Genomic DNA, 20,059 nt, shown 5'->3' on the forward strand with positions numbered 1-20,059 from the left:
TTCCGGCTGCGTGGGGGGGGCGTTCCGGGGGGTTTTCATTTTGTTTGGGGGGGGGGGTTTCTCCCGGGGGGGACCCGGCGCCCCCCACCGCCCCCCCCCCCCACGGGCCGCAACGTCGAGATCGAGACGTTCACCCAGGCGCTCTACGACGCGCGCGAGCTGGCGATGAGCCGCATGCAAGCGGAGGGGAAGGCCCTGGACGCCGAGGGGATCGTGGCGGTCCAGCTGAGGCAGCACTCGCACAGCTGGGGATCGCACACCACGGAGTTCTTCGCCATCGGGACTGCAGTGCGCCCGCTGCGCGACGACCACATCATCGACCGGCCGACCGTGGTGCTGGGCCTCGATGTCCGAGCGGGAAGTGGAACTGCTGGCCGCGGCGCTGCGCCGGGACAGCGCGGACCTGAACCTCTACGTCAACGTGCTGTCTGCGAACCTGGCGGACTCGCTGCCGCCTGGCGCCGTACGGGTCAAGCGCAAACGTTCCGTCGCGGAACGGGTGGCCGGGCGCGAGGGTTCGGTCGCCGAACTGGACGTCGCGCTGGGGAGCAGCGGCTCTCGCTGCGGATGGACCGGGGCCTGGTGGCCGGGGAGATCCGCCACGAGGTACGGGGCATCGTGCTCTCGCGGCGCCCCGTGAGCCTGGACGAGTGGATCGATGCCCTCGCCCGGTCCCTGGCCGAAGCTGCGGCCTCGAACGCGCGCGCCCGCGAGGCCGTCGAGCGTTTCCTGGCCTGACCGCTGCCGGCCAGGGCCCGCCGCCCCCCAGCCCCATGGTCCGAGCGCTGGTCGTGTTTTAGCAGTTGTTGGTGTGCTGCGTGGGCCGTCCGGGAAAGTCGCGGGCGGCCATCCGCGACACGATCCTGGCGTGCCCGGCCTGGCCGGACATCGCGGCCGCGATGGGCCGCCTCGATCGATCTCGCCCGGATTGACGCACACCGTGCTGGGGTCGGCGTGGACCAGGTCGTCGCCGGCGTCACCGCGGCCGCAGCCAAGACCCCCGCATCCGCCCCGGCTTCGAACCACCCCGGCGGCCACCTCCGCTCCGGCCTCTGCTCCGGCCTCTGCTCCGGCCTCCGCTCCGGCCCCTGCTCCTGCGGCTGGTGCCGCGGTACCGGCGAGGGACATGCTGGCCGCGCGCATGGGTGCGGCCGGTGACCCGTGGACCGCGCCTCCCCGCCGGGTCCCCGCGCCCGCTCCCGCTCCCGCTTCGGCCGCCACCCGCGCACCCGCTGCAGCGGCGCCGGTGCGGGAGGCCGCCGCTCCGTGGGCTGCGCCCGCGAGCACGGACGCGAAGCGCTCCAGGGCTCCTGAGCCAGGCTCGCTTGGGGTGGGCCTTACAACTACGCGGACGGCCCATCGGACATGTACGAACTACCTAGGCGCGTACCAAGCAGAAGCTGCGCACCCGGACTCCACGCCGTGACCGTCCACCACGCATCGACAGCCGCCGCAGCTATCTCCGTCGCCGGAACGAGGTTGCCACTCCGGTCCACAAGGGCACTGTGGCTGCTGAACGGGTTAGCGAATCACCACCTCGGCGCATCTCCACTCGCCTCTATACGTCGCGTAGACCTCATGCCACCCAGGGCCACCGGTGGCCGCCCCATCAATTGGTCGCCACCTCTGGCCACAAATGGGCTCCAAACCCATCCACTTCTACATAAAAAACTGCTTGTAGTTTCAAGTACGAAGTGGAAGTCAGCGGCCGACGGCGTAGCGGAGGTGCGAAGATCGCCAGTTGGACGGAGGCCCTTCGGCGGGGCCGGTGCTGCTCTTCTGGGGGGTCTTCCCTGTCATGTGGCGGTGCCGACGCCGCATTCGGGTGATTCTGGGCGTTGCGGAGAGCCGGTGCGGGTAGTGCCCCGGTCAGAGGACCATCACAGCCTCGGAACGGGAGAAACGGGATGCAAGCCAATGTGGGCGACCGAATCGTGGTGCACGGGCGGATCGTGGGTCAGCATGACCGGACGGCCGAGGTCATCGAGGTATTGGGAGAACAGGGCAACCCGCCGTACCGCGTCCGGTTTGAGGACGGACACGAGACCCTCATGAGCCCCGGCCCCGACACCGTCGTACGCCACCTCGGCGAAGGCGGATAGTCGCAGCCTGCTGCAGCCGCGGGCAGGCGGCGTAAGAAGCCGGCCGGCCTGCAGCTTCTGCTGTGGGAGTCCGGCGCAACGCCCGCCTAACGCCGCCTGAATTCCACCCGGGCCCATACGAAGCCGGCGGCTGGTGCAAGTTATATGCCGTAAAACAGCCAGGCTATGAGTTGATCGAATGGCTCTTCGTATGGCTGTGCGGTGCCAGGATATACACCCGTACGAGTTCCCGCCGCATAGCGTGGATAAGGCCGTGCCGCAAATTCCGGGGCGGACCTCACTCGTACGGGTATCCGCACCGGACGGCTCACAGCTTGCCGCTTCTGACCGCGGCTGGCGTCGTAGGCGGACCTCCGCAGTGGATCGTGCAGGGTTTGGTAGGCGTTGATGACCTCGCCGAGTTCCGCGCCGACCGGCGGCGGCCCATTGGGGTGGGTGTCGGGATGCAGGGCGCGGATCAGTGTGCGGTAGGCGCTGGTGATCTGCTCCGGCGACGCCTCCGCCCGGAGACCGAGGACGGCGTAATGGTCGCGCGACGGGCGCGATCCGCTCATTGATCTCACCTCCCCGATAGCCGGATCGACCCCTTCACTCCATCGTCATAAAACCCGCGGGCGACGTTGTCAAGACAACCTCGGAACGGGTATATGGATCAGGTAGCAGGAAAGTGACAGCCGAAGGGAGGCGGGGGAGATGATCACCGAGATGGCATTGGAGCGGGTGGAATTCACGTGCGGCCAGTGCTGGCAAGACTGGAGTGTCGACTACGACGTCCAGCAGTACAGCGATGAGGGCGGCACTTGGGAGTACTTCTCCCGCGACGGCATCCTTGTGGCCTCCCCGTACACTCCTGCCGGCGCCTCACCGTGCCCGGTGTGCGGGCGGCACTGGGTTGGCCGCCTCCTGGCCCGCAGGCTGATTCCCGCAGCACCGGGTGCAGCCGACACGCCGCGCGAGAAGATCACCGACTCGGCTCGTCACCGGCCCGAACGGCAAGGTGCGCCCCTGCTCCGCTCCACAGCGCACACCCAGCCGGAGCAGCTCGACATGGCAGCTCGGGTCCGCGAGCGCGCCTCTGCGGCTGAGGTCGGCTGAACGCATGCGCGGGGACGCCTGCCGTCGCCGAGACGAAGACCGTGACAGTGGTTGGGGTCGTGCCTACGCTTCGGCGCGGCCCGCCGAGATCGGCGGGCCCGCTCGACTCAGACCGCGGTCGGCGGACTGGACGACCCGGCGGCACGGCGGTACTCGGCGTTGATGCGCTGGGCTTCCTCGAGCTGGTCCTCGAGGATGACGATGCGGCAGGCGGCCTCGACAGGGGTGCCCTGGTCGACGAGCTCCCGGGCACGGGCTGCGATGCGCAGCTGGTAGCGGGAGTATCGGCGGTGGCCACCCTCGGAGCGGAGCGGGGTGATCAGGCGGGCTTCGCCGATGGCGCGGAGGAAGCCCGGGGTGGTGCCGAGCATCTCGGCGGCCCGGCCCATGGTGTACGCGGGGTAGTCGTCGTCGTCCAGGTGGCCGCCGAGCGGGCCTGTCGGATTCTCTGCTGTCATTGCACCTCTCTCTGAAACACGTGGAGGGGCCCTGGTGCCGTACGGCACCAGGGCCCCGAAGGAATTTCTACACCATCCGCCGACGCCAGTTCGGTGCCGGCCTTCTGTTTCCGCATGCCCGACCGGAATGCTGTCGGGGGTGCGGGGATCGCGGTTGCTCGACCGGAGACCACCTCACTATCGATGTCCTGCGGTACCCGGGCTCAGCCTTACGCCCGGGCGATCCTGATGGCGCGCGTTCCTCCGTTCTTCCCTCGGTGATCAACTGCTACAGCGGGGGACTGCGAACTGCTGGCACTGCCCTACTGCGTACTGCCGGTGTTGCGAACCACTCGGTGGCCTGTGACAGCGCCACGCTTCCGGCAGCCAGCCCCGTCGCCCATCGTGCGTCTGCTCTGGCTTGGAACCCCACTGCCGAACTTCCCGGTGCGCGCGCCCGCAGCCGACGCCTTCACCGAGGTGCTGCTCACTGACTTCACTGCTGGGTACTGCGACTGCACTTACCACGGGTACTGCCACTGCGTTACTGCGTACTGCGGTACTGCTTGCGGCGGCCCCTGATCACTGCGGGCCACCCGGTCCGGTCGCCAGTCCCGTCGCCGTCCTGCAAACGCTCTGGCTTCGAAACTCCGCCACCGCACCGTCCTGGCGTACTGCAACTGCGGGTACTGCGTACTGCGGGTACTGCGCCCGGCAGTTCGTCTCTGCCGGGCCCTGCGGTCTCTCTGGGCTACGAGAGAAACCATAACCACGCCACCGCCCAATGTCTACTTCAGCCAGCATAGATTTCCGCGTGTTCGACAGTGAGGTAATCGGGTTTCCTCGGGTTTGGCAGCCGTGCGTCCCCCGTCTGGCCGCACTGCCCCACCGCCGAACCGCCGCACTGCCCCTGGCCGAAGAGAAGTGCGGCGCCCCCGGGCTCGGACTCGGTGCGGACGGCCTGGCCGGGCGCCCGCCGACCTGCGCCGACGCGAGGAGCGGGATATCAAGGAGCGTGAAGGCGAGCGCGAGGCACGGCGGTCGCCACCCCGCGGCTGAGGAGTACGTCTCGTGGAGTTCGAGGTCAATGGCGCCCGACGCGCGGTGGACGTGGACGACGACCCGGCCGCCGTGGAGGTGGTGCGGGACCGGCTGGGTCTGACCGGCACCAAGCTGGTCTGTGCGGGCGGGGTGTGCGGGGCCTGCACGATCCAGGTCGACGGTGAGCCCAGGGTGTCCTGCCTGACCCCGGCGGTCGTGCTGGCCGGCCGACGGGTGACGACGGTGGAGGGCCTGTCCGGCCACCCGGTGGCGCGTGCCTTCGCTGGCGAGGACGCCCTCCAGTGCGGCTACTGCACCCCGGGGTTCGTGGTCGAGGCTGCGGCGTTTTTCGAGCGGTGGCGGGCCGACCACGGCCGTACCCGGCCGGGGCGGGAGCCGATCGCGGACGCGCTGGCAGGCCACCTGTGCCGGTGCGGCGCGTACGAGGGAATCTTCAGCGCGGTGGCCGCCGCATGCGCGGGCGACTACGACACGGCGCCGACCGGCGGGGAGGCGCAGGCGGTCCCGCGCGCCGAGGCCCCGGAGAAGGTCGACGGATCGGCCCGTTACACCACGGACCTGCGCCCCGAGGGGCTGCTGGAGGGGGTGATCATCCGGTCGCCGCACGCGCACGCGCACGTACGGTCCCTGGAGGCCGGGGACCTCCCGCTTGTGCCGCTGCTGCCTCCCGACGGGGTGGTGCGGTACGTCGGACAGCCGGTGGCCGCCGTCGCGGCGCCGGACCGGGCCTCCGCACGGGCGGCCGCGGCGCGGGTCACGGTGGACTACGAGGTGCTGCCGGCAGCCCTGGACGCCCGCCTGGCCCGGGCCGGCGAGGGACCACTGGTCTACGAGGACAAGGCGGCGCGCAAGCGGGCGCCGGGGTCCGGCGAGACCCCCCAGCTGGTGCCCGCCCGCTGGCGCGGCAACCTGCGCGGCCCGTCCGCCATGAGCAAGCGCCCCGCCACAGCCGTGCGCCGTATCCTCGACGCCCGGGCCCGGAACCCAGAACGGGTGGTCGAGGGCGTGTTCACCACCGCCGCCCAGACCCATACCCCGCTCGAACCGCACGCCTGCCTGGCCCAGTGGGTCGACGGCACCCTCCACCTGGAGGTGTCCACGCAGTCGGTGAGGCAGGTGGCCGAGCTCGCCGCCGAGCGCTTCGGTGTGCCCGCCGAACGGGTGGTGGCGAGCGCCGTCCACGTCGGTGGCGGTTTCGGCTGCAAGATGGGGCTGACCTCCGACGTCGTCGCCGCGGTGGAGTTGGCCCGGCTGCACGACGCCCCGGTACGGGTGGTGCTCGACAGGGACGAGGAGCTCGTCGACGGCGGCTACCGGCCCGGCGCCCGGATCCGGCTCGCGATGGCCGCGGACGCGGCCGGCGACCTGAGTGCGCTGGCCATGGACGCGGACACCGACGGCGGGGTGTCGGTGGGCGGCACCGTGGCGGCGCTGGCCCGGTTCATGTACGGCAACGCCCCGCGCCGGCTCCGTGACTTCGACACGCTCACCCACCGGCCTCCGGCCGCCCCGTTCCGCGGCCCGGGCGGGCCCACGATGTGCTGGGCCCTGGAGCAGGCCGTCGACGAGATGGCCCACCGGCTCGGCCGGGACCCGATCGCCCTGCGCCGCCGCTGGGACGGCAACCCGAAGCGGCACGCCCTGTACGACCGGGCCGCCGCGCTCCCGGTCTGGTCGGGACCTCGCGGCGGCACCGGGCGGTTCCGCCGAGGCGTCGGCGTCGCGGCGGCCAACTGGCTGTACTTCCTCGATCCCGTCACCGAGGTCGAGCTCACCGTCGAGGACGGGGTCGTCGTCGCTCGCTGCGCCGTGCAGGACATGGGGACGGGCTCGCGGACCGTGCTGCGCCGGGCCGTCGCGGAGGGCCTCGGCGTACCGGAGGACAGGGTGAGCGCCGAGGTCGGCCGGAGCGATGCCGTGCACGGCCCCACCTCGGGCGGCAGCCGCACCACTCCCTCCATCGTGCCCGCCGCCGCGGACGCCGCCACACGGCTGCGCGAAGCGCTCGGCGGAGGGGACATCGCCGCCCGGCTGGACGCGGCGAACGGCGTACGGGTGACCGGCCGGCGCCCCCGCGACCGCCGGGGCTTCGTCACCCCCTTCCCTCTCGGCGGTATCGCCGTCGGCCGCGGCTTCACCGGATCGGTGCAGGTCGCCGAGGTCGAGGTGGACACGCGGCTCGGCCGGATCCGCCCGCTGCGCGTGTGGAGCGGCATCGCCGCCGGCCGCATCCACGAGGACCGGCTGGCCCGCAGCCAGTGCGAGGGCGCCGTCGTCCAGGGCATCGGCTACGCCCTGTACGAGGAACGCCGCACCGACCCGGTCACCGGTCGGGTGCTGACCGAGAACCTGGAGGACTACCGCATCCCCGGGATCGGCGACACCCCCGAGATCACCGTCCACTTCCATCAGGAGGGCTTCGAGCACGTCCCCGGAGGTGGCGTCGGCCTCGGCGAGATCGCGACCCTGCCCACCGCGGCGTGCCTGGCCAACGCGGTCCACGACGCCACCGGCTGGCGCCCGTACGACATGCCCATCCGCCCCGACCGGCTCCTGGAAGGACTGGGTACGTGAGCACCGAGACCGCCCTCACCGACCTCTCGGCCGCCGTCCTCGCCCGCGGCGGGGAGCTGCGCGCCGGCGGCACCGACACCACCGCCCGGCAGCGCAGCGGCGTCTCCCCGGGACCGTTCACCGACCTCGACGGCGTCAGCCACCTGCGAGGCTGCACACCGCTGCCCGGCGGCGGGCTGCGGATCGGCGCCTTGACCACCCTCTCCGCTCTGGCCGCCGATCCGCAGGTGCGCGCCGGCTGGCCGGCCCTCGCGATGGCGGCCGGGACCGCTGCCACTCCGCAGATCCGCGCCGCCGGCACCCTGGGCGGCAACCTGCTCCAGCGCAACCGCTGTTGGTACTACCGCAATCCGCACGTCAGCTGCTTCCAGAAGGGCGGCACCGACTGCCCCGCGCGCCAGGGCGACCACCATTTCGGCGTGGTCAGCGGCGACGGCCCGTGCGTCGCCCCGCACCCGTCCACCCTCGCGATGGCCCTGCTCACCTACGACGCCGAGGTCGAGATCCACGGCGAATCCCCGCGGGCCGTCGCGGACTTGTACGGGGACGGCGACCGGCTCTTCCACGCCGACCACCTGCTGCCGCCGGACTGCATCCTCACCGCGGTCCATGTGCCCGCACCCCTGGCCGGTGAACGCGCCGCCTGCCACCGGGCCACCAGCCGTGCCTATGCCGAATGGCCCCTGGTCGAGGTCACCGCCCGGGTCGCACTCGACGGCGCCACCGTCACGCACGCCGCCGTCGCGGCGGGCGGGGTGGCGCGCGTCCCCCTGCGGCTGACGGAGGTCGAGGCCGCCGTCATCGGCCGCGAGGCCACCCCGGGGGTCCTCGCCGCAGCGGCCGCGACGGTACTCGCCCGCTGCCGGCCCCTGCCGCAGACCGGCTACAAGGCCACCCTGTTCAGGGACACCGTCCTGGAAGCCCTGGAACAGGCCGTCGGCTCGGCTGCATAGGGCTGAGGTTGCCCCGCAACTGCCGGTCACGGCTGGGGAGATCTCGTGAGCCGCGACCACGGCCTCGCGAACGGCGGCCAAGGGGCACCGGCCCGGGGCCTCGAGCACCGCCGCGAACGCCGCCATGACGCTCAGTCGAGACAGAACTCGTTGCCCTCGTTGCCCTCGATGTCCTGCATCACGATGCACGACTCGTTGGTGTCATCGGCAAGTCGGTCTGGGTCAGCTGCGTGAGTCCGCCTCGGCGCAAGGGGTGGCGGAGCGGGTCACCACGCGGTTCACCACGTATGCGAGCCCCTGCCGCTCGCGGCGCCGACATCACCGCCGCGACTCTCAAGGCGTGCGTCATGGTCTGCAAGACGTGCGCCGACGAATGCGGACGGCACGCGAACATGCACGAGTACTGCCGCGTCTGCGCCGAAGCCTGCCGCTCCTGCGAACAGGCATGCAACGAACCCCTCGGCGCCCTCGGCTGATCGAGAGCGCCCGCCCACCGGCTCGGCGAGCGGTTCAGCCTGGTTGCGGGACCTGCCCGCGCTGGCGGCGGCGCCCGTAGCGGGTCATCCCCCGCGGTTTGAACACCGACAGCGCGGCCGCCGTGAGCAGCACCACCAAGGCTGCGGCCGCGTCCGCGATCAGCTGGACGCGCATGCCCTCAAGCTCGCCGCCCGCAAGCGCCGCCCCGGCAGCCGCGTCCGCGAGGTGGCCGACCGGCTGCATGTGAATCAGCAGCAAAACGGTCGCGACCACCGTGATCAGCAGCTTCGCGATGACCCAGTAGTGGCGGAGCAGCCCCCACACCGTGCCGAACGACTGCACCAGACCGGTCAGCAGACAGGCGGCGCTGAACGGCACGATCACGTACCAGCCCACCACGTCCATGGCCAGGTACGCGCCCCGCACCGTCTGGGGTGCGCCACTGGTCAGACCTGCAACGGCAAGGGCCAGGAACGCAGCGACCGCGCCCAGCCAGCCGACCGACGCGGTCACGTGGAGCGTGAGCGCGAGCTTGCGCAGCCACTGCGGGAACGGGCTCACGACCCATGCCCCGTCATGCCGCCGCCGGCCAGGTGCACGATCACGAACACCACGATCAGGACGGCAGCGACCGCCGCGGACACCTTCACCCAGCGCGGTGGCCCCTCGCCGTCGCCGTCGCCGTCGTGACGGTCCGGTGAGCCTGCCATGACGCCTCCAGTTTTTTCGAGACACTCTGTCTCCATCTGAAACCGAGTGTATGCCCTGTGGACGTCCGTATCCTGGGTGGGTGCCCAAGCTGTGGAACGAGACGATCGACGCGCACCGCGCCGCCGTGCGCGAGGCGATCCTGAACACCACCGCAAAGCTGGTGGCCGAAAGCGGGCTGCGATCGGTGACCATGTCGCAGATCGCCGAGGAGACCGGAATCGGGCGGGCCACGCTCTACAAGTACTTCTCCGACGTAGAAGCAGTGCTACTGGCCTGGCACGAACGCCAGGTCACAGCCCACGTCCAGCAGCTCGGGGGCATCCGCGACCAGGACGGCACGGCTGTGGAGCGCCTGAAGGCCGTGCTGGTGGCGTACGCCGGAATCGCCCGGCAGCGGCACGGCGGCGAACTCGCCGCCCTCCTGCACCAGGGCGAGCACGTCACCCACGCGGAGCGGCACCTGCACGGCATGCTCCAGCACCTGCTCGCCGAGGCAACCGAAGCCGGCGACCTGCGCTCGGACGTTCCGGCGGCCGAACTCGCCCACTACTGCCTCCACGCCCTGACTGCTGCGGCCGCCCTCCCTTCGCAGGCCGCCGTGACCCGCCTGGTCGCCGTCACCCTCGACGGCCTGCGCCCGTTTCCCTGAACCCGCCGACACCTCCGCTTCGTGTGATCAACAAAGGGGCCGCTGGACGGCGACCGCCGGCTGCCGGATAGGGTCACGGAGTGATGACGGCCCGCCCTGCGTTCAGCACCCCGCGGACCCGCCACCAGGCGGGCCCGCTGCGGCTGCTGTGGCTGGCCGCGCTGCTGTTCGCGGTCCTCTACACCCACGCCGCCGGCGCCGACAGCGCCTCCGCGCACGTCACCGGCGGCGCCCCCACGATGCCCCACCTGGCGCCCGCCGACACCGGCGGCGCGCATCACCGCGATGCCCAGCAGCACGACCGGGATGGCGACGACGGCAGCGGGCATTCGCACCCGGCGGAGGCGTGCGCCTCCGGCCACCCGGAGGAAGGCTGCGACCTCCCGCACCCGACCGCCATCGTCGTGCGGACTGCCGTCTTCGCCGCGACGGCGCCGCAGCCGTGGACCCAGACCCTGCCTTTCGGTCTTCCTCCTTTGCGCAGTTCCCTCAGTTCAGTGGTGCAGCAGGTATAGATCCGGGCTTTTTGCCCCGATCTGCCCACATTTTCATCGTCCATCCCGGACCGCTGCCCTGCGGTTCGCCGGGTGATGAGCCACGTCCGCACCTAAGGGAACTCGCAACCATGACCTCCGCCCAGCTCCTCGACGCGCACATCCCGCAGACCCCATCCGGTGCTCCCGCTGCCGGACGGGCTGCGCGGCGCAAGGCCGCGTCCTCCCGCAAGCGTTCGCTTGCCGCCCGCTACCTCGGCTACGTCGGCTACTTCGTCGGCGCCGGCCTCATCAGCGGCGCCGTCGTCCACCACCCCCTCGACCCCGACCGCTACACCCGCATCGCCGCCTACGGCGCGCTCGTCTTCCTCGCCGCGACCGTCCTCAACGAGTTCCTCCTCACCCGCGATCGGCCCGGCCTTCCGCGCATGCTCGTCGTGATCGGCTCCTCGCTGCTGCTGTCCTTCGGCATCGGCATGCTCAGTGGTGGTCTCCAGCACTTCGACGACTTCCCCGCCCGCGGCGCCGTCCTTGTTCCGGCCGGCATCGTCGTCTCCTTCGTCGCCTACGTGATCAAGGACGCGGACACCTCTACCCGCCGCATCTTCAGCGTCCTGGGCCTGACCGTTCTCGCGGTCGCGGCCCTCGCCTTCTTCGGCCTGCGCGAAGTAGCGGCGTCCATGGCGGTCACGCCCGGCGGCGGCCACAGCCACGGCAACGGCGACGAACCCGCCGCAGACGACCACACCCCGACCACCGGCTCCTCCCCGACCGCCACCCCCGCGCCCAACACCTCCGCCCAGCCCACCCCCGCCTCCACGACCCCTGGTCACAACGACGGTCACGCCGGTCACTGACCGGCCAGGACGCGAGCAGTGTGCCAAGGAGCAGGGGCAGGGACCAGCGGCGCATGCCTCCGCCGTGCCGCAGAAGCCCTTGAGCGCGCCCCTGACGGCTACGTCGGCGGCGTCGTGGGCTGCGCCCCTCGGATGGATGATGCGACGGCCGCCTGCAGGGCAGCCTCCGGCTGGTCTGGCCGACCCTGGAAGAGGGGTAAGGCGTGGGGGAGGTCTCGTGACGCTCAGGCCACCGGTCGAGCCGACGCTGGTGCAGGGTGCAGGGTGCAGGGTGCAGGGTGCAGGGCGCTGAGTCGGTGCCGGGCCCGGCGGCGTTGCGGGCGGGGGTGGCGTACGAGCAGAAGCTGGACGGGCACCGGACGCTGCTGATCACCGCGGCCGGCCTGGGCGGCACCGTGCTGGCGCAGACCCGTTGCGGGCCGCTGGTCCAGGACCGGTGGCCGGGCCTGGTGGCGGCCGCCGAGGCGCAGTTGCGCACGGCCTGGTCGTCGACGGCGAACTGGTCGTCTGGAACCCCGAAGCGGGCCGGTTGCCGTTCGGGGCGTTGCAGCGCCGGGCCGCCACCCGCGCCCGGGGCGCCGCCGGCCTGGCCGCCCGGTGGCCGGCCTACTTCGTCGCCTTCGACGTCTTGCAGCAGGACGGCCAGGAGCTCCTCACCCGCCCGTACGCCGAGCGGCGCTGTCCTGCTGAATAACCTGTTCTCCGAGCACGCCCTGCCGGCCCCCTGGACGTTGTGTCCAATCACGACGGACCTGGCCAGCCATGGGAATGGGTGGAGTCCTGGACGGACGTGTCCGGCGTCGCAGGCCTCCTGATCCAGACCATCTCCCAGCGCTACCTGCACGGATACCGCGGCTGGACCAAGATCAGAAGACGCGGTATCGCTGAGACGACTGTCGGCGCGATCGCCGGCACCCTGACCTGCCCCGGGCTCCTCGTCCTCGGCCGCCACGACCAGGAGGGCTGGCTGCGCGCGGTCGGCCGGACCGTACTCGAACATCGGTGGCCGCAGTCACCCGGCGCAACCGCCACCGCGGGCCGGTCCCGTGGGGCGTCGGCCTGGCTCATCGCGGCAGCGCGCCGTCCGACCTCCTCGGCGAGTTCCGGGAAGTCGGCGGCAAGCAGTCCCTGACCGAGTTGGCAGCGGCAACATCCGTGCGTGACCAAGGTGGGGGCCGACGACGGCTACCAGGCCGGCGTTATCCAGCACGGCGTCGGCCTCGGGATCGATGTTGAGGTAGCGCAGCGACCGCAGGCCCACATGCGAGAACGCTGCAGTGCTGGACGGACGTGTCAGGAGTCGAGGGGGCGCCGGTGGGCGGTACGACGGCGAGTCCCGAATTCGACCGGTCCGCTGTGGTCGCCTGGATCCCGGCGCAAACCAAGATCGCGCCATGGAGGCACCGTCCGCCGGGCTCGTCGTGGCCGACGACAGGGGCGGCAGGCGCCTTTCTCCGGCTGGAGGACCCCCACCTGCTCCTGCCGATGCCGCCGAGGACGAGGATCAGTTGTCCGGCCGGTGCACCGAGGAGAACGCCGACACCCTTGCGGCCCTGTTCGAGGGCAGGTTCGGGCTGACCGTGAAGCACCTGGCCGCCGGCGGGACACCGCCCTTGGCCGTCCTCGGCGAGGCGCGCGTGATCGACCGGTTCCGGTCGGGATCGGGAGGCCTGAGCCTCACGCCGGCCTGACCGGCCGGCCTGCGCGGCACCGCCTGGTCAGGGCCGGCAGGCAGGCTGGTGTGCGCCACGGCACCGTTGACCAGGATGGAGAGGTCGTAGGACCCGCTGGCGTCCTGGCCGTAGTAGCCGGTCCCGATGCTGTGCGGGAGTCGGCGGTCGGCCACCACTTCGGTCTCGGCGCGCCTGGCGTCACGGGTCCGTTTCCGGCAGCCTGTTGGCAGGGCGGAGGGGCTCTGCGGGCCGGCCTGAAAGGCGCGGTTCAGTGGTGGTGGCCGTGCAGGACCAGCGACCAGGTCAGCAGGGCGAATGCGAGGGTGCAGAGGATCGCGCGCCAGGTGTTGGCGCGCCTCCACGGTGCCTCGAAGGCGCGGCGGACGGCGGCCGCGTCCGTGATCCGCTCGACGGGCCCGGCCTGTTCCAGGGCGTTGTTGAGGGGGATGTTGACCCGGGCCGTGACGGCCATGGCCAGGATGTAGGCGACGAGCGCCCCGATCAGTGGCACCAGCGCCTGCCGTCCGCCGGGTCCGGTGGCGTGGAGGACGACCGCCACCCCGGTGAAGACCAGCGCCCCGAGGTAGCCGAGCAGGAACCAGCCGTTGAGGATGGCCACGTTGATGCGTTGCATTGTTTCAATGACGGTCCGGTCGTCGCTGCGTGCCAGACCGGGCATGACGGATACCGCGAATGCGTAGAACAGGCCGCTCATCAGGCCCATGGTGATGGTTGCTGCGATCAGTGACGCGAACCGTGCCGTTTCCACGTGGGGGTCCCCCGGATCGAAACTCGTCGTGAACTGTTTCGTGAACTGTTGCGGGAACTGGGTCGAGAACAGGTCGTGAACTGTGCCGTGGCCTGATCGGGATCCGCTCGTCAGCCGTGTCGTGAACTGGTCAGGAAGGGTGTCGAGTCCCGTGTCGCCTTCGATGGTCGGGTGGTCACGTCCCGCCGATGATAGAGGTACAGCGGCTTGGGTCGCCCCCGTAGGCTGGCCGCGGGACCCGCATCGTTGTCGAACGGAGTTGCTGTCATGTTGACTGCCCTGACCGGCGTGCACGGGGATCGTGCGGACGCTGTGACCGTTGCGGGTCGTTCCGCTTCCTATGAGGAATTGCTCGGTGCGGCGCGGGCGGTGGCCGTGGATCTTCAAGAGGCAGGTGTCTCCGTGTTCGCGGTGAATGCCACCGCTTCGCTGGAGACCGTGGCTGCTGTGGTCGGTGGGCTCCTGGCGGGGGTGCCGTGTGTTCCGCTGCCGCCCGATGCGGGTCCGGCCGAGCGCGGTCACATCCTGGCCGACTCCGGCGCACGTCTGATCGAGGCCCGCTTCGCCCGTCGACCGCCTGCCGGAACCGACGGTCCGACGGTGGCGCCTGCACCAGGTGATGCCGCGTTGATTCTTTACACCTCGGGCACCACGGGTGCTCCCAAGGGTGTGGTCCTCAGCCGTGCGGCGATCACCGCGGACCTGGACGCGCTGGCCGAGGCGTGGCAGTGGAGCGCCGAGGACACTCTGGTCCACGGGCTGCCGCTGTTCCACGTCCATGGTCTGGTCCTGGGTGTGCTGGGCGCGCTGCGTACCGGCAGCCGTCTGGTGCACACCGGTCGGCCGGTCCCCGAGGCGTATGCGGCGGTCGGCGGCAGTCTCTACTTCGGTGTGCCCACCGTGTGGTCGCGTATCGTCGGCGTCCCGGCGGCGGCCGCCGCGCTGTCCGGGGCCCGGCTGCTGGTGTCGGGCAGTGCGGCCCTGCCCGCGCCGGTCTTCCGTGGACTGGAGCGACTGAGCGGGCACCGGCCCGTCGAGCGGTACGGGATGACCGAGACCCTGATCACCGTCAGCGGCCGGGCGGGCGGCGAAGTCCGCCCGGGCACGGTCGGTACCCCGCTGGCGGGTATCACCACGCGTATCGCTGCCGAACCGGGCGCCGGTATCGGCGAACTCCAGCTCACCGGGCCCACTCTGTTCTCCGGCTACCTCGGCCGGCCCGAGGCCACCGCGGCCGCGTACACCGAGGACGGCTGGTTCCGTACGGGTGACATCGCGGCCGTCGACGAGAGCGACGGGGTGCACCGGATCGTGGGCCGCGCCTCCACCGACCTGATCAAGTCCGGCGGGTACCGGATCGGCGCGGGCGAGATCGAGAACGCGCTGCTGGACCACCCCGCGGTCAGCGAGGCGGCCGTGGTCGGCGTCCCCGACTCCGACCTCGGCCAGCGGATCGTCGCCTTCGTCGTCGCCCAGAACGTCACCGGCGCCGAACTCACCGATTTCGTCGCTGCCCACCTGTCGGTCCACAAACGCCCCCGCGAGGTCCGCTTCGTCGCCGCCATCCCGCGCAACGCCATGGGCAAACCGCAGAAGAGACTGCTGCTGGAGGACGGGCCTACGCCCCGCACCTGACATCCGCCCATCCGTCCCCCTGCCGCACCTCCGCACCCCGCTGCCCCGCCGTCCCGCCCCGGGGGCGGCGGCACGCAGACTGGCGGGCGGGGGAGTGGTCACGGGGGAGCGGGCCGTCACCGGACGCCATCGGCCCTCGACGGCGCGGGGTCGGCGGCGCACGCGATGCCGTTCTGCGGTGCCGCACCGCCACGGCACCGGTCGCGTCGCACGGCCCGGCGCGGCGGGAGCGGCCAGGGCGACCGAGATGCCAGCGGCCGCCTGCCCGCCACCGGCCGTCCGGCCCGCCGGGGGTGACCGGCGCCGGACAGGCGATCAGCACGCGGGCGAGGTGGCGGAGGCGGTTTACTCGGTGGCGCCCTGGGGCGACGATGCGGGGGCGTGCTCGGCGCGGTAGCGCCCCGGTGTGGTGCCGAACTCGCGGCTGAAGGCGTGTGAAAGGGCGTAGGGGCTGCCGTAGCCGACGTGGCGGGCGACCGCAGCCAGCGGTTGTGTGGTGCCGCGCAGCAGAGCGGCGGCCAGGCTCAGCCGCCACCAGGTGAGATACGCCATCGGGGGCCGGCCGACCAGAGCGGTGAAACGGCGGGCCAGCGTGGGCCTCGACACCCCCGCGGCGGCGGCCAGGGCCTCGTTCGTCCAGGGGGCGGCCGGGTCCGCGTGCAGGGCCCGTAGGGCGGCGGCCGCGACAGGATCGCTTAGGACGGCCGACCATGCCCCGCTGCCGCCCTCGGCCAGCCAGGAACGGATCATGTAGACGAGCAGCAGGTCGAGGAGGCCCGGCACCGCGATGCCCGAGCCGGGCCGCTGCCCGTCCAGCTCACGGCCCAGCAGGTCGATGGCGGCCCGCAGTTCAGGACGTACGCCCACCCGGTTCGGCAGGTGGACGACCGTCGGCAGTTCCGCCATCAGCGGGTGTATCCGGCTGCGGTCGAGCCGGTACTTGCCGCACAGCATCTCCACCACCCTGCGCCCACCACGCACCCCGCCTGCCCCGCCAGCCCCATCGGCCCTGCCAGCCCCGTCCGCTCTGCCAGGCCCGAGCAGCCCGGTCACCCCACCGGTCCCGGGCGGTCCACCAGCTTCGAGTAGCCCGCTCGCCCTGTCTGCCCCGCCAGCGCCGCCTGCCCCGCTGGGCATGCCTGCCTGTGCGGCCTGTGCGGCCTGTGCGGCCCGCCCGGGGGCTTGTATCGCCTCCCACTGTCCGAACGGCACCGCCCGTTCGACGGCTTCCGCCCCCATGGGCCCGTCGGCGATCACATGGCCGGTGCCGTACGGCAGCAGCACCGCGTCACCCGGCCCCAGCGACAGGGGCGCCCCTGCGTCGGGCAGCAGCCAGCAGCTCCCCTCCAGCACGACGTGGAAACCGGCGCCGTCGTACGGCGCGAGCCGTGTGCACCAGCTCCCGCTCACCCGTACCCGCTCCGAGGAGGGCCGCCCGGTCCGCACGGCCGAGATCGCATCACTCACCACGTCCATCGGGCCACCGTACCCATCGACGGTATCCATGGAATCAAAGGTGAGACGTCTGCGTATTCACGTGAGCAGTGCGGGCATTGAGCGGCTCACCGGCTGTTCCTAGGGTCGGAGGTATGACGAGTGAGAGCAAGCAGACGATCATGCTGGGGGACGTCGAGGTCATCCGGGTCCTGGAGTGGCAGGGGCCGTTCGCCCCGGCGGGCGGTCTCGTGCCGGACTCGAAGGCCCGGGTGTGGCAGGACAACGAGCACTGGCTGGCGCCGGACCACTGGCAGGTGCAGGACGACCAGGCGGTGACGGCGCTGCAGACCTGGGTCCTGCGCAGCGGTGGTCAGACCGTCCTGGTCGACACGGGTGTCGGCAACGGCCGTGAACGCCCCCACTCGCCGCAGTTCCACCGGTGGAACGGTGATTTCCTCGGTGCCCTGGCACGGGCCGGGATCCGCCCGCAGGATGTCGACGTCGTCGTCAACACCCATATCCATGCCGATCACGTCGGCTGGAACACCCGTGATGCGGGGGGAGAGTGGGTTCCGGCCTTCCCCCGTGCCCGTTATCTCATCCCGGCGGCGGACGATTTCCATTTCGGGCCGGGCAACTCCCACGGCGCCGGCCGTGGTCCCGATGACCGGCTGGTCTACGGGGACAGCATCGCGCCAGTGCACCGGGCCGGGCAGGCCGTGCTGTGGGACGGCGCCCTGCGTATCGATGAACACCTCTCTCTGGAGTCGGCGCCCGGGCACACGCCGGGTTCCTGTGTGCTGCGTCTGGAGTCGGGGGGCGAGCGGGCGGTGTTCGTCGGTGACGTCCTGCACAGTCCGGTGCAGATCCTGAGTCCGTCGTGCAGCAGCTGTTTCTGCCTGGACGCTGCGGGGGCGGCGGTGACGCGGCGTCGGATCCTCGAGCGAGCGGCGGCGCGACGGGAGCTGGTGGTGCCTGCTCACTTCGCCGGGCCGGGTGCTGTGGAGGTACGCCGCGAGGCCGGCGCTTTCGTCCCTGCCCGGTGGGCGTCCTGGCCGGCCTGCGACACCGGCGCCACGCAGCCCTGACACCCGCCCGGGGACCTCGACTCGGGAGGCGGCAACGGGCGTGTACCCGCAGTCGGCCGGCGCCACCGGCGCGCACCCCCCGCCGCTCTGGCGTCTGGAGGCTTCCGCTGCCGCTCCCCGGCTTGCAGGTTTGCTGCCGCCCATCACGACCATCTGACGGTGTGGCGTGGCCGGGCTGGCTCGTGTGCGCGATGGCTTGGCCGGGTGTGAAGTGGTTGTCCGGTTGTCCGGTTGTGGGGTGGTGGGGAACCTGTGTGCCGGTCTCGCCGGGCTGTTCGCCGGTGTTCGGTGTGGGGGGAGTGGTTGGGTGTTCGTGGGGTGTGGTGGTGTGAGTACCGTCTGCTTATGGATTCGAATGAGCCGGGTGGGCAGCGGGGGCATGTCCTGCTGATTGCGGGGGATGGTGTGGTGCGCCGGCGCAGGGTGGAGTTCGCGCCCAGTGCCAATGTGGCGGCGCTTGCGATGGTGCCGGCCGGTGTGTTGCTGGGTAGTGCTGTGCCTTGTGACAGCGTGTCTTTGGACGGGGTCCGTGATCCGAACACGGTACTGACGCGGCTGCGTACGGCTGCTGCGGCTCCGGGGCCGTTGTTGTTGTATCTTTCGGGCCGGCTCACCGCTGACCGGCGTGGGCGGCGGCTGTATCTGGCGTTGGCGGGGACCACGTCGGCCAGCGTGCGCTACACCTCTCTGCCGTGGGAGTGGCTGGGCAGTGAACTGCGGGGCCGTGAGGCCGCGCTGACCACGGTGCTTGTGGATCTGGCTGCGGACAAGGAGGCGTGGCCGCTGCTGCGGGAGTACGGCAGTTGGCCCGCGTTCGAGTGGGCCGAGGTGTACGGGGTGGTGTCCCCGCCCGGAGCCACCGCGGCGGGGGGCGGGGTGAGCGGATACACCCGGCAGTGGATCGATCAGCTCCGCCGCAGTCATGCCCGGCCTGCCAGCGTGGCGCTGCATGCGCTGGCAGCGGGATCTGCGGCGCTGGCGCCGGGCACGCTGGTCCTGCCGACCGCCCGCGAACTCGGCATGCGCCCCGCAGCCGCACACCTGCAGCCTTACCCGAATCCGCAGCCACATGTGCAGCCGCCGACGCAGTCGCGGCAGCCAGCCCCCGCCACGGCCCCCGCCCCCGCCACGGCCCCCGCCCCGGCCTCCGCACAGGTCCCGGATGCCTTCCACATTCCCGTGCCCGCACCGGCTTCGCCTCCGGCTCCGGCCCGGGCCCCAGCCCGCGGCTCCGCCCCCATCCTCGTACCCGCCCGAGCCCCGGCTCCCGGTCCGGTTCCGGACGCCGCCCTCATGGCCGTGCCCGTCCAGGGCTCGGCCCGGACTGACGCCCCGGCGTCTGCCGCCCTGACCTCGGGCCCGGCTGCGGACTTCGCCGGCATGCCGGTGCCCGCCCGTCCGGCGCGGGCGCAGGCTCCCGCCCAGGCTTCGGGTTCCGGTTCGGGTCCGGCTTCGAGTTCCGGTCCGGCTGCGGGGTGGGGTTGGGGTGGGGATCCGCGGCCGTATCTCCACGCCCTGGCTGTCGGGGGCCGTCACCTTGAGGCGGCGGCGCTGGCCCGGGCGTGGGAGCAGCATGTCGTGCGCACCTGTGGGGACGCCTCGCCGGAGGCGGCCCAGTGGGCGGAGATCCGTGCCGATCTGGCCCGGATGGCGGGAGACTTCTCCCTGGCGACGCGGCTTTGGATCGATACGGGCCAGGCCCGCCTGGCCCGGCTGGGTGCCGGTGACCCCGGTGTGGGGGTGGCGGCGGAGGGCGCCCTGTACTGCTGGACCCAGCTCAAGGACGCGATGGCGGTGGTCGAGCTCGGGCCGGAACTGATCGGCCTGCTGCGTGTTCTGTCTTCACCCGACCCCCGGCACCTGCAGTTGGTGCAGCAGCGGCTGGAGGTGCTGCGCACCCGCCATCACCACCCCCGCGCCCTGCACACCTGAAACCCGAGAGGGGCCGTGAGGACCTGGGAGACCTGGGGAGGGCCGGAAGACCGGGAGGCCGGGGAGACCCGGGGAGACCCAGAAGGGTGCCCGCCCCGGCGGTGGCGAGCTGCT

21 protein-coding genes and 2 pseudogenes are annotated in these 20,059 nt (G+C 71.8%); 16 read left to right on the forward strand and 7 right to left on the reverse strand.

Annotated features, from left to right (window positions below):
- Window positions 1-120: 120 nt before the first annotated feature.
- The 3 genes and pseudogenes from ACWGIF_RS12140 to ACWGIF_RS12150 all read left to right on the forward strand — a co-directional run.
- Window positions 121-282, forward strand: a pseudogene (locus ACWGIF_RS12140) (heavy metal-binding domain-containing protein); the annotation flags it as partial.
- Window positions 283-346: 64 nt separating this feature from the next.
- On the forward strand, window positions 347-640 hold the full coding sequence (locus tag ACWGIF_RS12145; RefSeq protein WP_453495003.1) for a hypothetical protein: 294 nt from the start codon (window positions 347-349) through the stop codon (window positions 638-640).
- A gap of 1,267 nt (window positions 641-1,907) precedes the next feature.
- Complete coding sequence (locus tag ACWGIF_RS12150) at window positions 1,908-2,102, forward strand: DUF1918 domain-containing protein (protein WP_453494902.1); 195 nt, start codon at window positions 1,908-1,910, stop codon at window positions 2,100-2,102.
- A 140-nt stretch (window positions 2,103-2,242) separates the two neighbouring features.
- Here ACWGIF_RS12150 and ACWGIF_RS12155 read toward each other — a convergent pair whose 3' ends face one another.
- Window positions 2,243-2,656, reverse strand: a complete 414-nt coding sequence (locus ACWGIF_RS12155) for a J domain-containing protein (protein WP_453494905.1) — start codon at window positions 2,654-2,656, stop codon at window positions 2,243-2,245.
- 139 nt (window positions 2,657-2,795) lie between these two features.
- On the opposite strand from ACWGIF_RS12155, the gene ACWGIF_RS12160 reads away from it, so the two are divergent.
- Window positions 2,796-3,197 carry a hypothetical protein gene (locus ACWGIF_RS12160; protein WP_453494908.1) on the forward strand — a complete coding sequence of 134 codons (402 nt, stop codon included), beginning with the start codon at window positions 2,796-2,798 and terminating at the stop codon, window positions 3,195-3,197.
- 107 nt (window positions 3,198-3,304) lie between these two features.
- Here ACWGIF_RS12160 and ACWGIF_RS12165 read toward each other — a convergent pair whose 3' ends face one another.
- On the reverse strand, window positions 3,305-3,655 hold the full coding sequence (locus ACWGIF_RS12165) for a helix-turn-helix domain-containing protein (protein WP_362397826.1): 351 nt from the start codon (window positions 3,653-3,655) through the stop codon (window positions 3,305-3,307).
- A gap of 1,050 nt (window positions 3,656-4,705) precedes the next feature.
- Between ACWGIF_RS12165 and ACWGIF_RS12170 the strand changes: the two genes are divergently transcribed.
- From ACWGIF_RS12170 to ACWGIF_RS12180, 3 genes are all read left to right on the forward strand, one after another.
- Complete coding sequence (locus ACWGIF_RS12170; protein ID WP_453494911.1) at window positions 4,706-7,270, forward strand: molybdopterin-dependent oxidoreductase; 2,565 nt, start codon at window positions 4,706-4,708, stop codon at window positions 7,268-7,270.
- The gene (locus ACWGIF_RS12175; protein ID WP_453494914.1) at window positions 7,267-8,223 is read left to right on the forward strand and encodes an FAD binding domain-containing protein; all 957 of its coding nucleotides are present in this window, start codon (window positions 7,267-7,269) and stop codon (window positions 8,221-8,223) included. Before ACWGIF_RS12170 ends, ACWGIF_RS12175 begins: the two co-directional genes overlap by 4 nt.
- A gap of 347 nt (window positions 8,224-8,570) precedes the next feature.
- Window positions 8,571-8,699, forward strand: a complete 129-nt coding sequence (locus tag ACWGIF_RS12180) for a four-helix bundle copper-binding protein (protein WP_453494916.1) — start codon at window positions 8,571-8,573, stop codon at window positions 8,697-8,699.
- 34 nt (window positions 8,700-8,733) lie between these two features.
- On the opposite strand, the gene ACWGIF_RS12185 is transcribed toward ACWGIF_RS12180, so the two are convergent.
- Both ACWGIF_RS12185 and ACWGIF_RS12190 read right to left on the reverse strand, forming a co-directional pair.
- The gene (locus ACWGIF_RS12185) at window positions 8,734-9,261 is read right to left on the reverse strand and encodes a hypothetical protein (RefSeq protein WP_453494919.1); all 528 of its coding nucleotides are present in this window, start codon (window positions 9,259-9,261) and stop codon (window positions 8,734-8,736) included.
- Window positions 9,258-9,410 (reverse strand): hypothetical protein, encoded by a 153-nt coding sequence (locus ACWGIF_RS12190; protein ID WP_453494922.1) that lies wholly within the window; start codon window positions 9,408-9,410, stop codon window positions 9,258-9,260. The genes ACWGIF_RS12185 and ACWGIF_RS12190 overlap by 4 nt, the downstream gene beginning before the upstream one ends.
- Before the next feature lie 80 nt (window positions 9,411-9,490).
- Between ACWGIF_RS12190 and ACWGIF_RS12195 the strand changes: the two genes are divergently transcribed.
- The 6 genes from ACWGIF_RS12195 to ACWGIF_RS12220 all read left to right on the forward strand — a co-directional run bounded on the left by ACWGIF_RS12195 (window position 9,491) and on the right by ACWGIF_RS12220 (window position 13,102).
- Window positions 9,491-10,060 carry a TetR/AcrR family transcriptional regulator gene (locus ACWGIF_RS12195; RefSeq protein ID WP_453494925.1) on the forward strand — a complete coding sequence of 190 codons (570 nt, stop codon included), beginning with the start codon at window positions 9,491-9,493 and terminating at the stop codon, window positions 10,058-10,060.
- 83 nt (window positions 10,061-10,143) lie between these two features.
- Window positions 10,144-10,575 (forward strand): hypothetical protein, encoded by a 432-nt coding sequence (locus ACWGIF_RS12200; protein WP_453494928.1) that lies wholly within the window; start codon window positions 10,144-10,146, stop codon window positions 10,573-10,575.
- A gap of 110 nt (window positions 10,576-10,685) precedes the next feature.
- Window positions 10,686-11,411 (forward strand): hypothetical protein, encoded by a 726-nt coding sequence (locus ACWGIF_RS12205; RefSeq protein ID WP_453494931.1) that lies wholly within the window; start codon window positions 10,686-10,688, stop codon window positions 11,409-11,411.
- A gap of 436 nt (window positions 11,412-11,847) precedes the next feature.
- On the forward strand, window positions 11,848-12,105 hold the full coding sequence (locus tag ACWGIF_RS12210; RefSeq protein ID WP_453494934.1) for an ATP-dependent DNA ligase: 258 nt from the start codon (window positions 11,848-11,850) through the stop codon (window positions 12,103-12,105).
- 96 nt (window positions 12,106-12,201) lie between these two features.
- Complete coding sequence (locus tag ACWGIF_RS12215; protein WP_453494937.1) at window positions 12,202-12,543, forward strand: hypothetical protein; 342 nt, start codon at window positions 12,202-12,204, stop codon at window positions 12,541-12,543.
- 262 nt (window positions 12,544-12,805) lie between these two features.
- Window positions 12,806-13,102, forward strand: a complete 297-nt coding sequence (locus tag ACWGIF_RS12220) for a hypothetical protein (protein ID WP_453494940.1) — start codon at window positions 12,806-12,808, stop codon at window positions 13,100-13,102.
- A gap of 250 nt (window positions 13,103-13,352) precedes the next feature.
- On the opposite strand, the gene ACWGIF_RS12225 is transcribed toward ACWGIF_RS12220, so the two are convergent.
- Complete coding sequence (locus tag ACWGIF_RS12225) at window positions 13,353-13,853, reverse strand: anthrone oxygenase family protein (RefSeq protein WP_453494943.1); 501 nt, start codon at window positions 13,851-13,853, stop codon at window positions 13,353-13,355.
- A gap of 267 nt (window positions 13,854-14,120) precedes the next feature.
- Here ACWGIF_RS12225 and ACWGIF_RS12230 point away from each other — a divergent pair, with 267 nt between their 5' ends.
- Window positions 14,121-15,488: an acyl-CoA synthetase gene (locus tag ACWGIF_RS12230; RefSeq protein ID WP_453494946.1), complete on the forward strand. Its 1,368-nt coding sequence runs from the start codon at window positions 14,121-14,123 to the stop codon at window positions 15,486-15,488.
- 345 nt (window positions 15,489-15,833) lie between these two features.
- On the opposite strand, the gene ACWGIF_RS12235 is transcribed toward ACWGIF_RS12230, so the two are convergent.
- The gene (locus ACWGIF_RS12235) at window positions 15,834-16,700 is read right to left on the reverse strand and encodes an AraC family transcriptional regulator (protein WP_453494997.1); all 867 of its coding nucleotides are present in this window, start codon (window positions 16,698-16,700) and stop codon (window positions 15,834-15,836) included.
- Window positions 16,695-16,994, reverse strand: a pseudogene (locus tag ACWGIF_RS12240) (cupin domain-containing protein); the annotation flags it as partial. The gene ACWGIF_RS12235 and the pseudogene ACWGIF_RS12240, both read right to left, overlap by 6 nt.
- A gap of 83 nt (window positions 16,995-17,077) precedes the next feature.
- Between ACWGIF_RS12240 and ACWGIF_RS12245 the strand changes: the two are divergent.
- Window positions 17,078-18,013 carry an MBL fold metallo-hydrolase gene (locus ACWGIF_RS12245; RefSeq protein ID WP_453494948.1) on the forward strand — a complete coding sequence of 312 codons (936 nt, stop codon included), beginning with the start codon at window positions 17,078-17,080 and terminating at the stop codon, window positions 18,011-18,013.
- A gap of 672 nt (window positions 18,014-18,685) precedes the next feature.
- Window positions 18,686-19,945: a hypothetical protein gene (locus tag ACWGIF_RS12250; protein WP_453494951.1), complete on the forward strand. Its 1,260-nt coding sequence runs from the start codon at window positions 18,686-18,688 to the stop codon at window positions 19,943-19,945.
- The last annotated feature ends 114 nt before the right edge of the window (window positions 19,946-20,059 follow it).

The sequence above is a fragment of the Streptomyces sp. NPDC054849 genome (assembly GCF_053610945.1).

Bases quoted from the DNA above. Each gene is read 5' to 3' on its own strand.
- ACWGIF_RS12160 (WP_453494908.1), top strand. From the start codon at position 2,796: ATGATCACCGAGATGGCATTGGAGCGGGTGGAATTCACGTGCGGCCAG.
- ACWGIF_RS12165 (WP_362397826.1), bottom strand. From the start codon at position 3,655: ATGACAGCAGAGAATCCGACAGGCCCGCTCGGCGGCCACCTGGACGAC.
- ACWGIF_RS12220 (WP_453494940.1), top strand. From the start codon at position 12,806: ATGGAGGCACCGTCCGCCGGGCTCGTCGTGGCCGACGACAGGGGCGGC.
- ACWGIF_RS12180 (WP_453494916.1), top strand. From the start codon at position 8,571: ATGGTCTGCAAGACGTGCGCCGACGAATGCGGACGGCACGCGAACATG.
- ACWGIF_RS12230 (WP_453494946.1), top strand. From the start codon at position 14,121: ATGTTGACTGCCCTGACCGGCGTGCACGGGGATCGTGCGGACGCTGTG.
- ACWGIF_RS12190 (WP_453494922.1), bottom strand. From the start codon at position 9,410: ATGGCAGGCTCACCGGACCGTCACGACGGCGACGGCGACGGCGAGGGG.
- ACWGIF_RS12205 (WP_453494931.1), top strand. From the start codon at position 10,686: ATGACCTCCGCCCAGCTCCTCGACGCGCACATCCCGCAGACCCCATCC.
- ACWGIF_RS12155 (WP_453494905.1), bottom strand. From the start codon at position 2,656: ATGAGCGGATCGCGCCCGTCGCGCGACCATTACGCCGTCCTCGGTCTC.
- ACWGIF_RS12245 (WP_453494948.1), top strand. From the start codon at position 17,078: ATGACGAGTGAGAGCAAGCAGACGATCATGCTGGGGGACGTCGAGGTC.
- ACWGIF_RS12200 (WP_453494928.1), top strand. From the start codon at position 10,144: ATGACGGCCCGCCCTGCGTTCAGCACCCCGCGGACCCGCCACCAGGCG.
- ACWGIF_RS12150 (WP_453494902.1), top strand. From the start codon at position 1,908: ATGCAAGCCAATGTGGGCGACCGAATCGTGGTGCACGGGCGGATCGTG.
- ACWGIF_RS12145 (WP_453495003.1), top strand. From the start codon at position 347: ATGTCCGAGCGGGAAGTGGAACTGCTGGCCGCGGCGCTGCGCCGGGAC.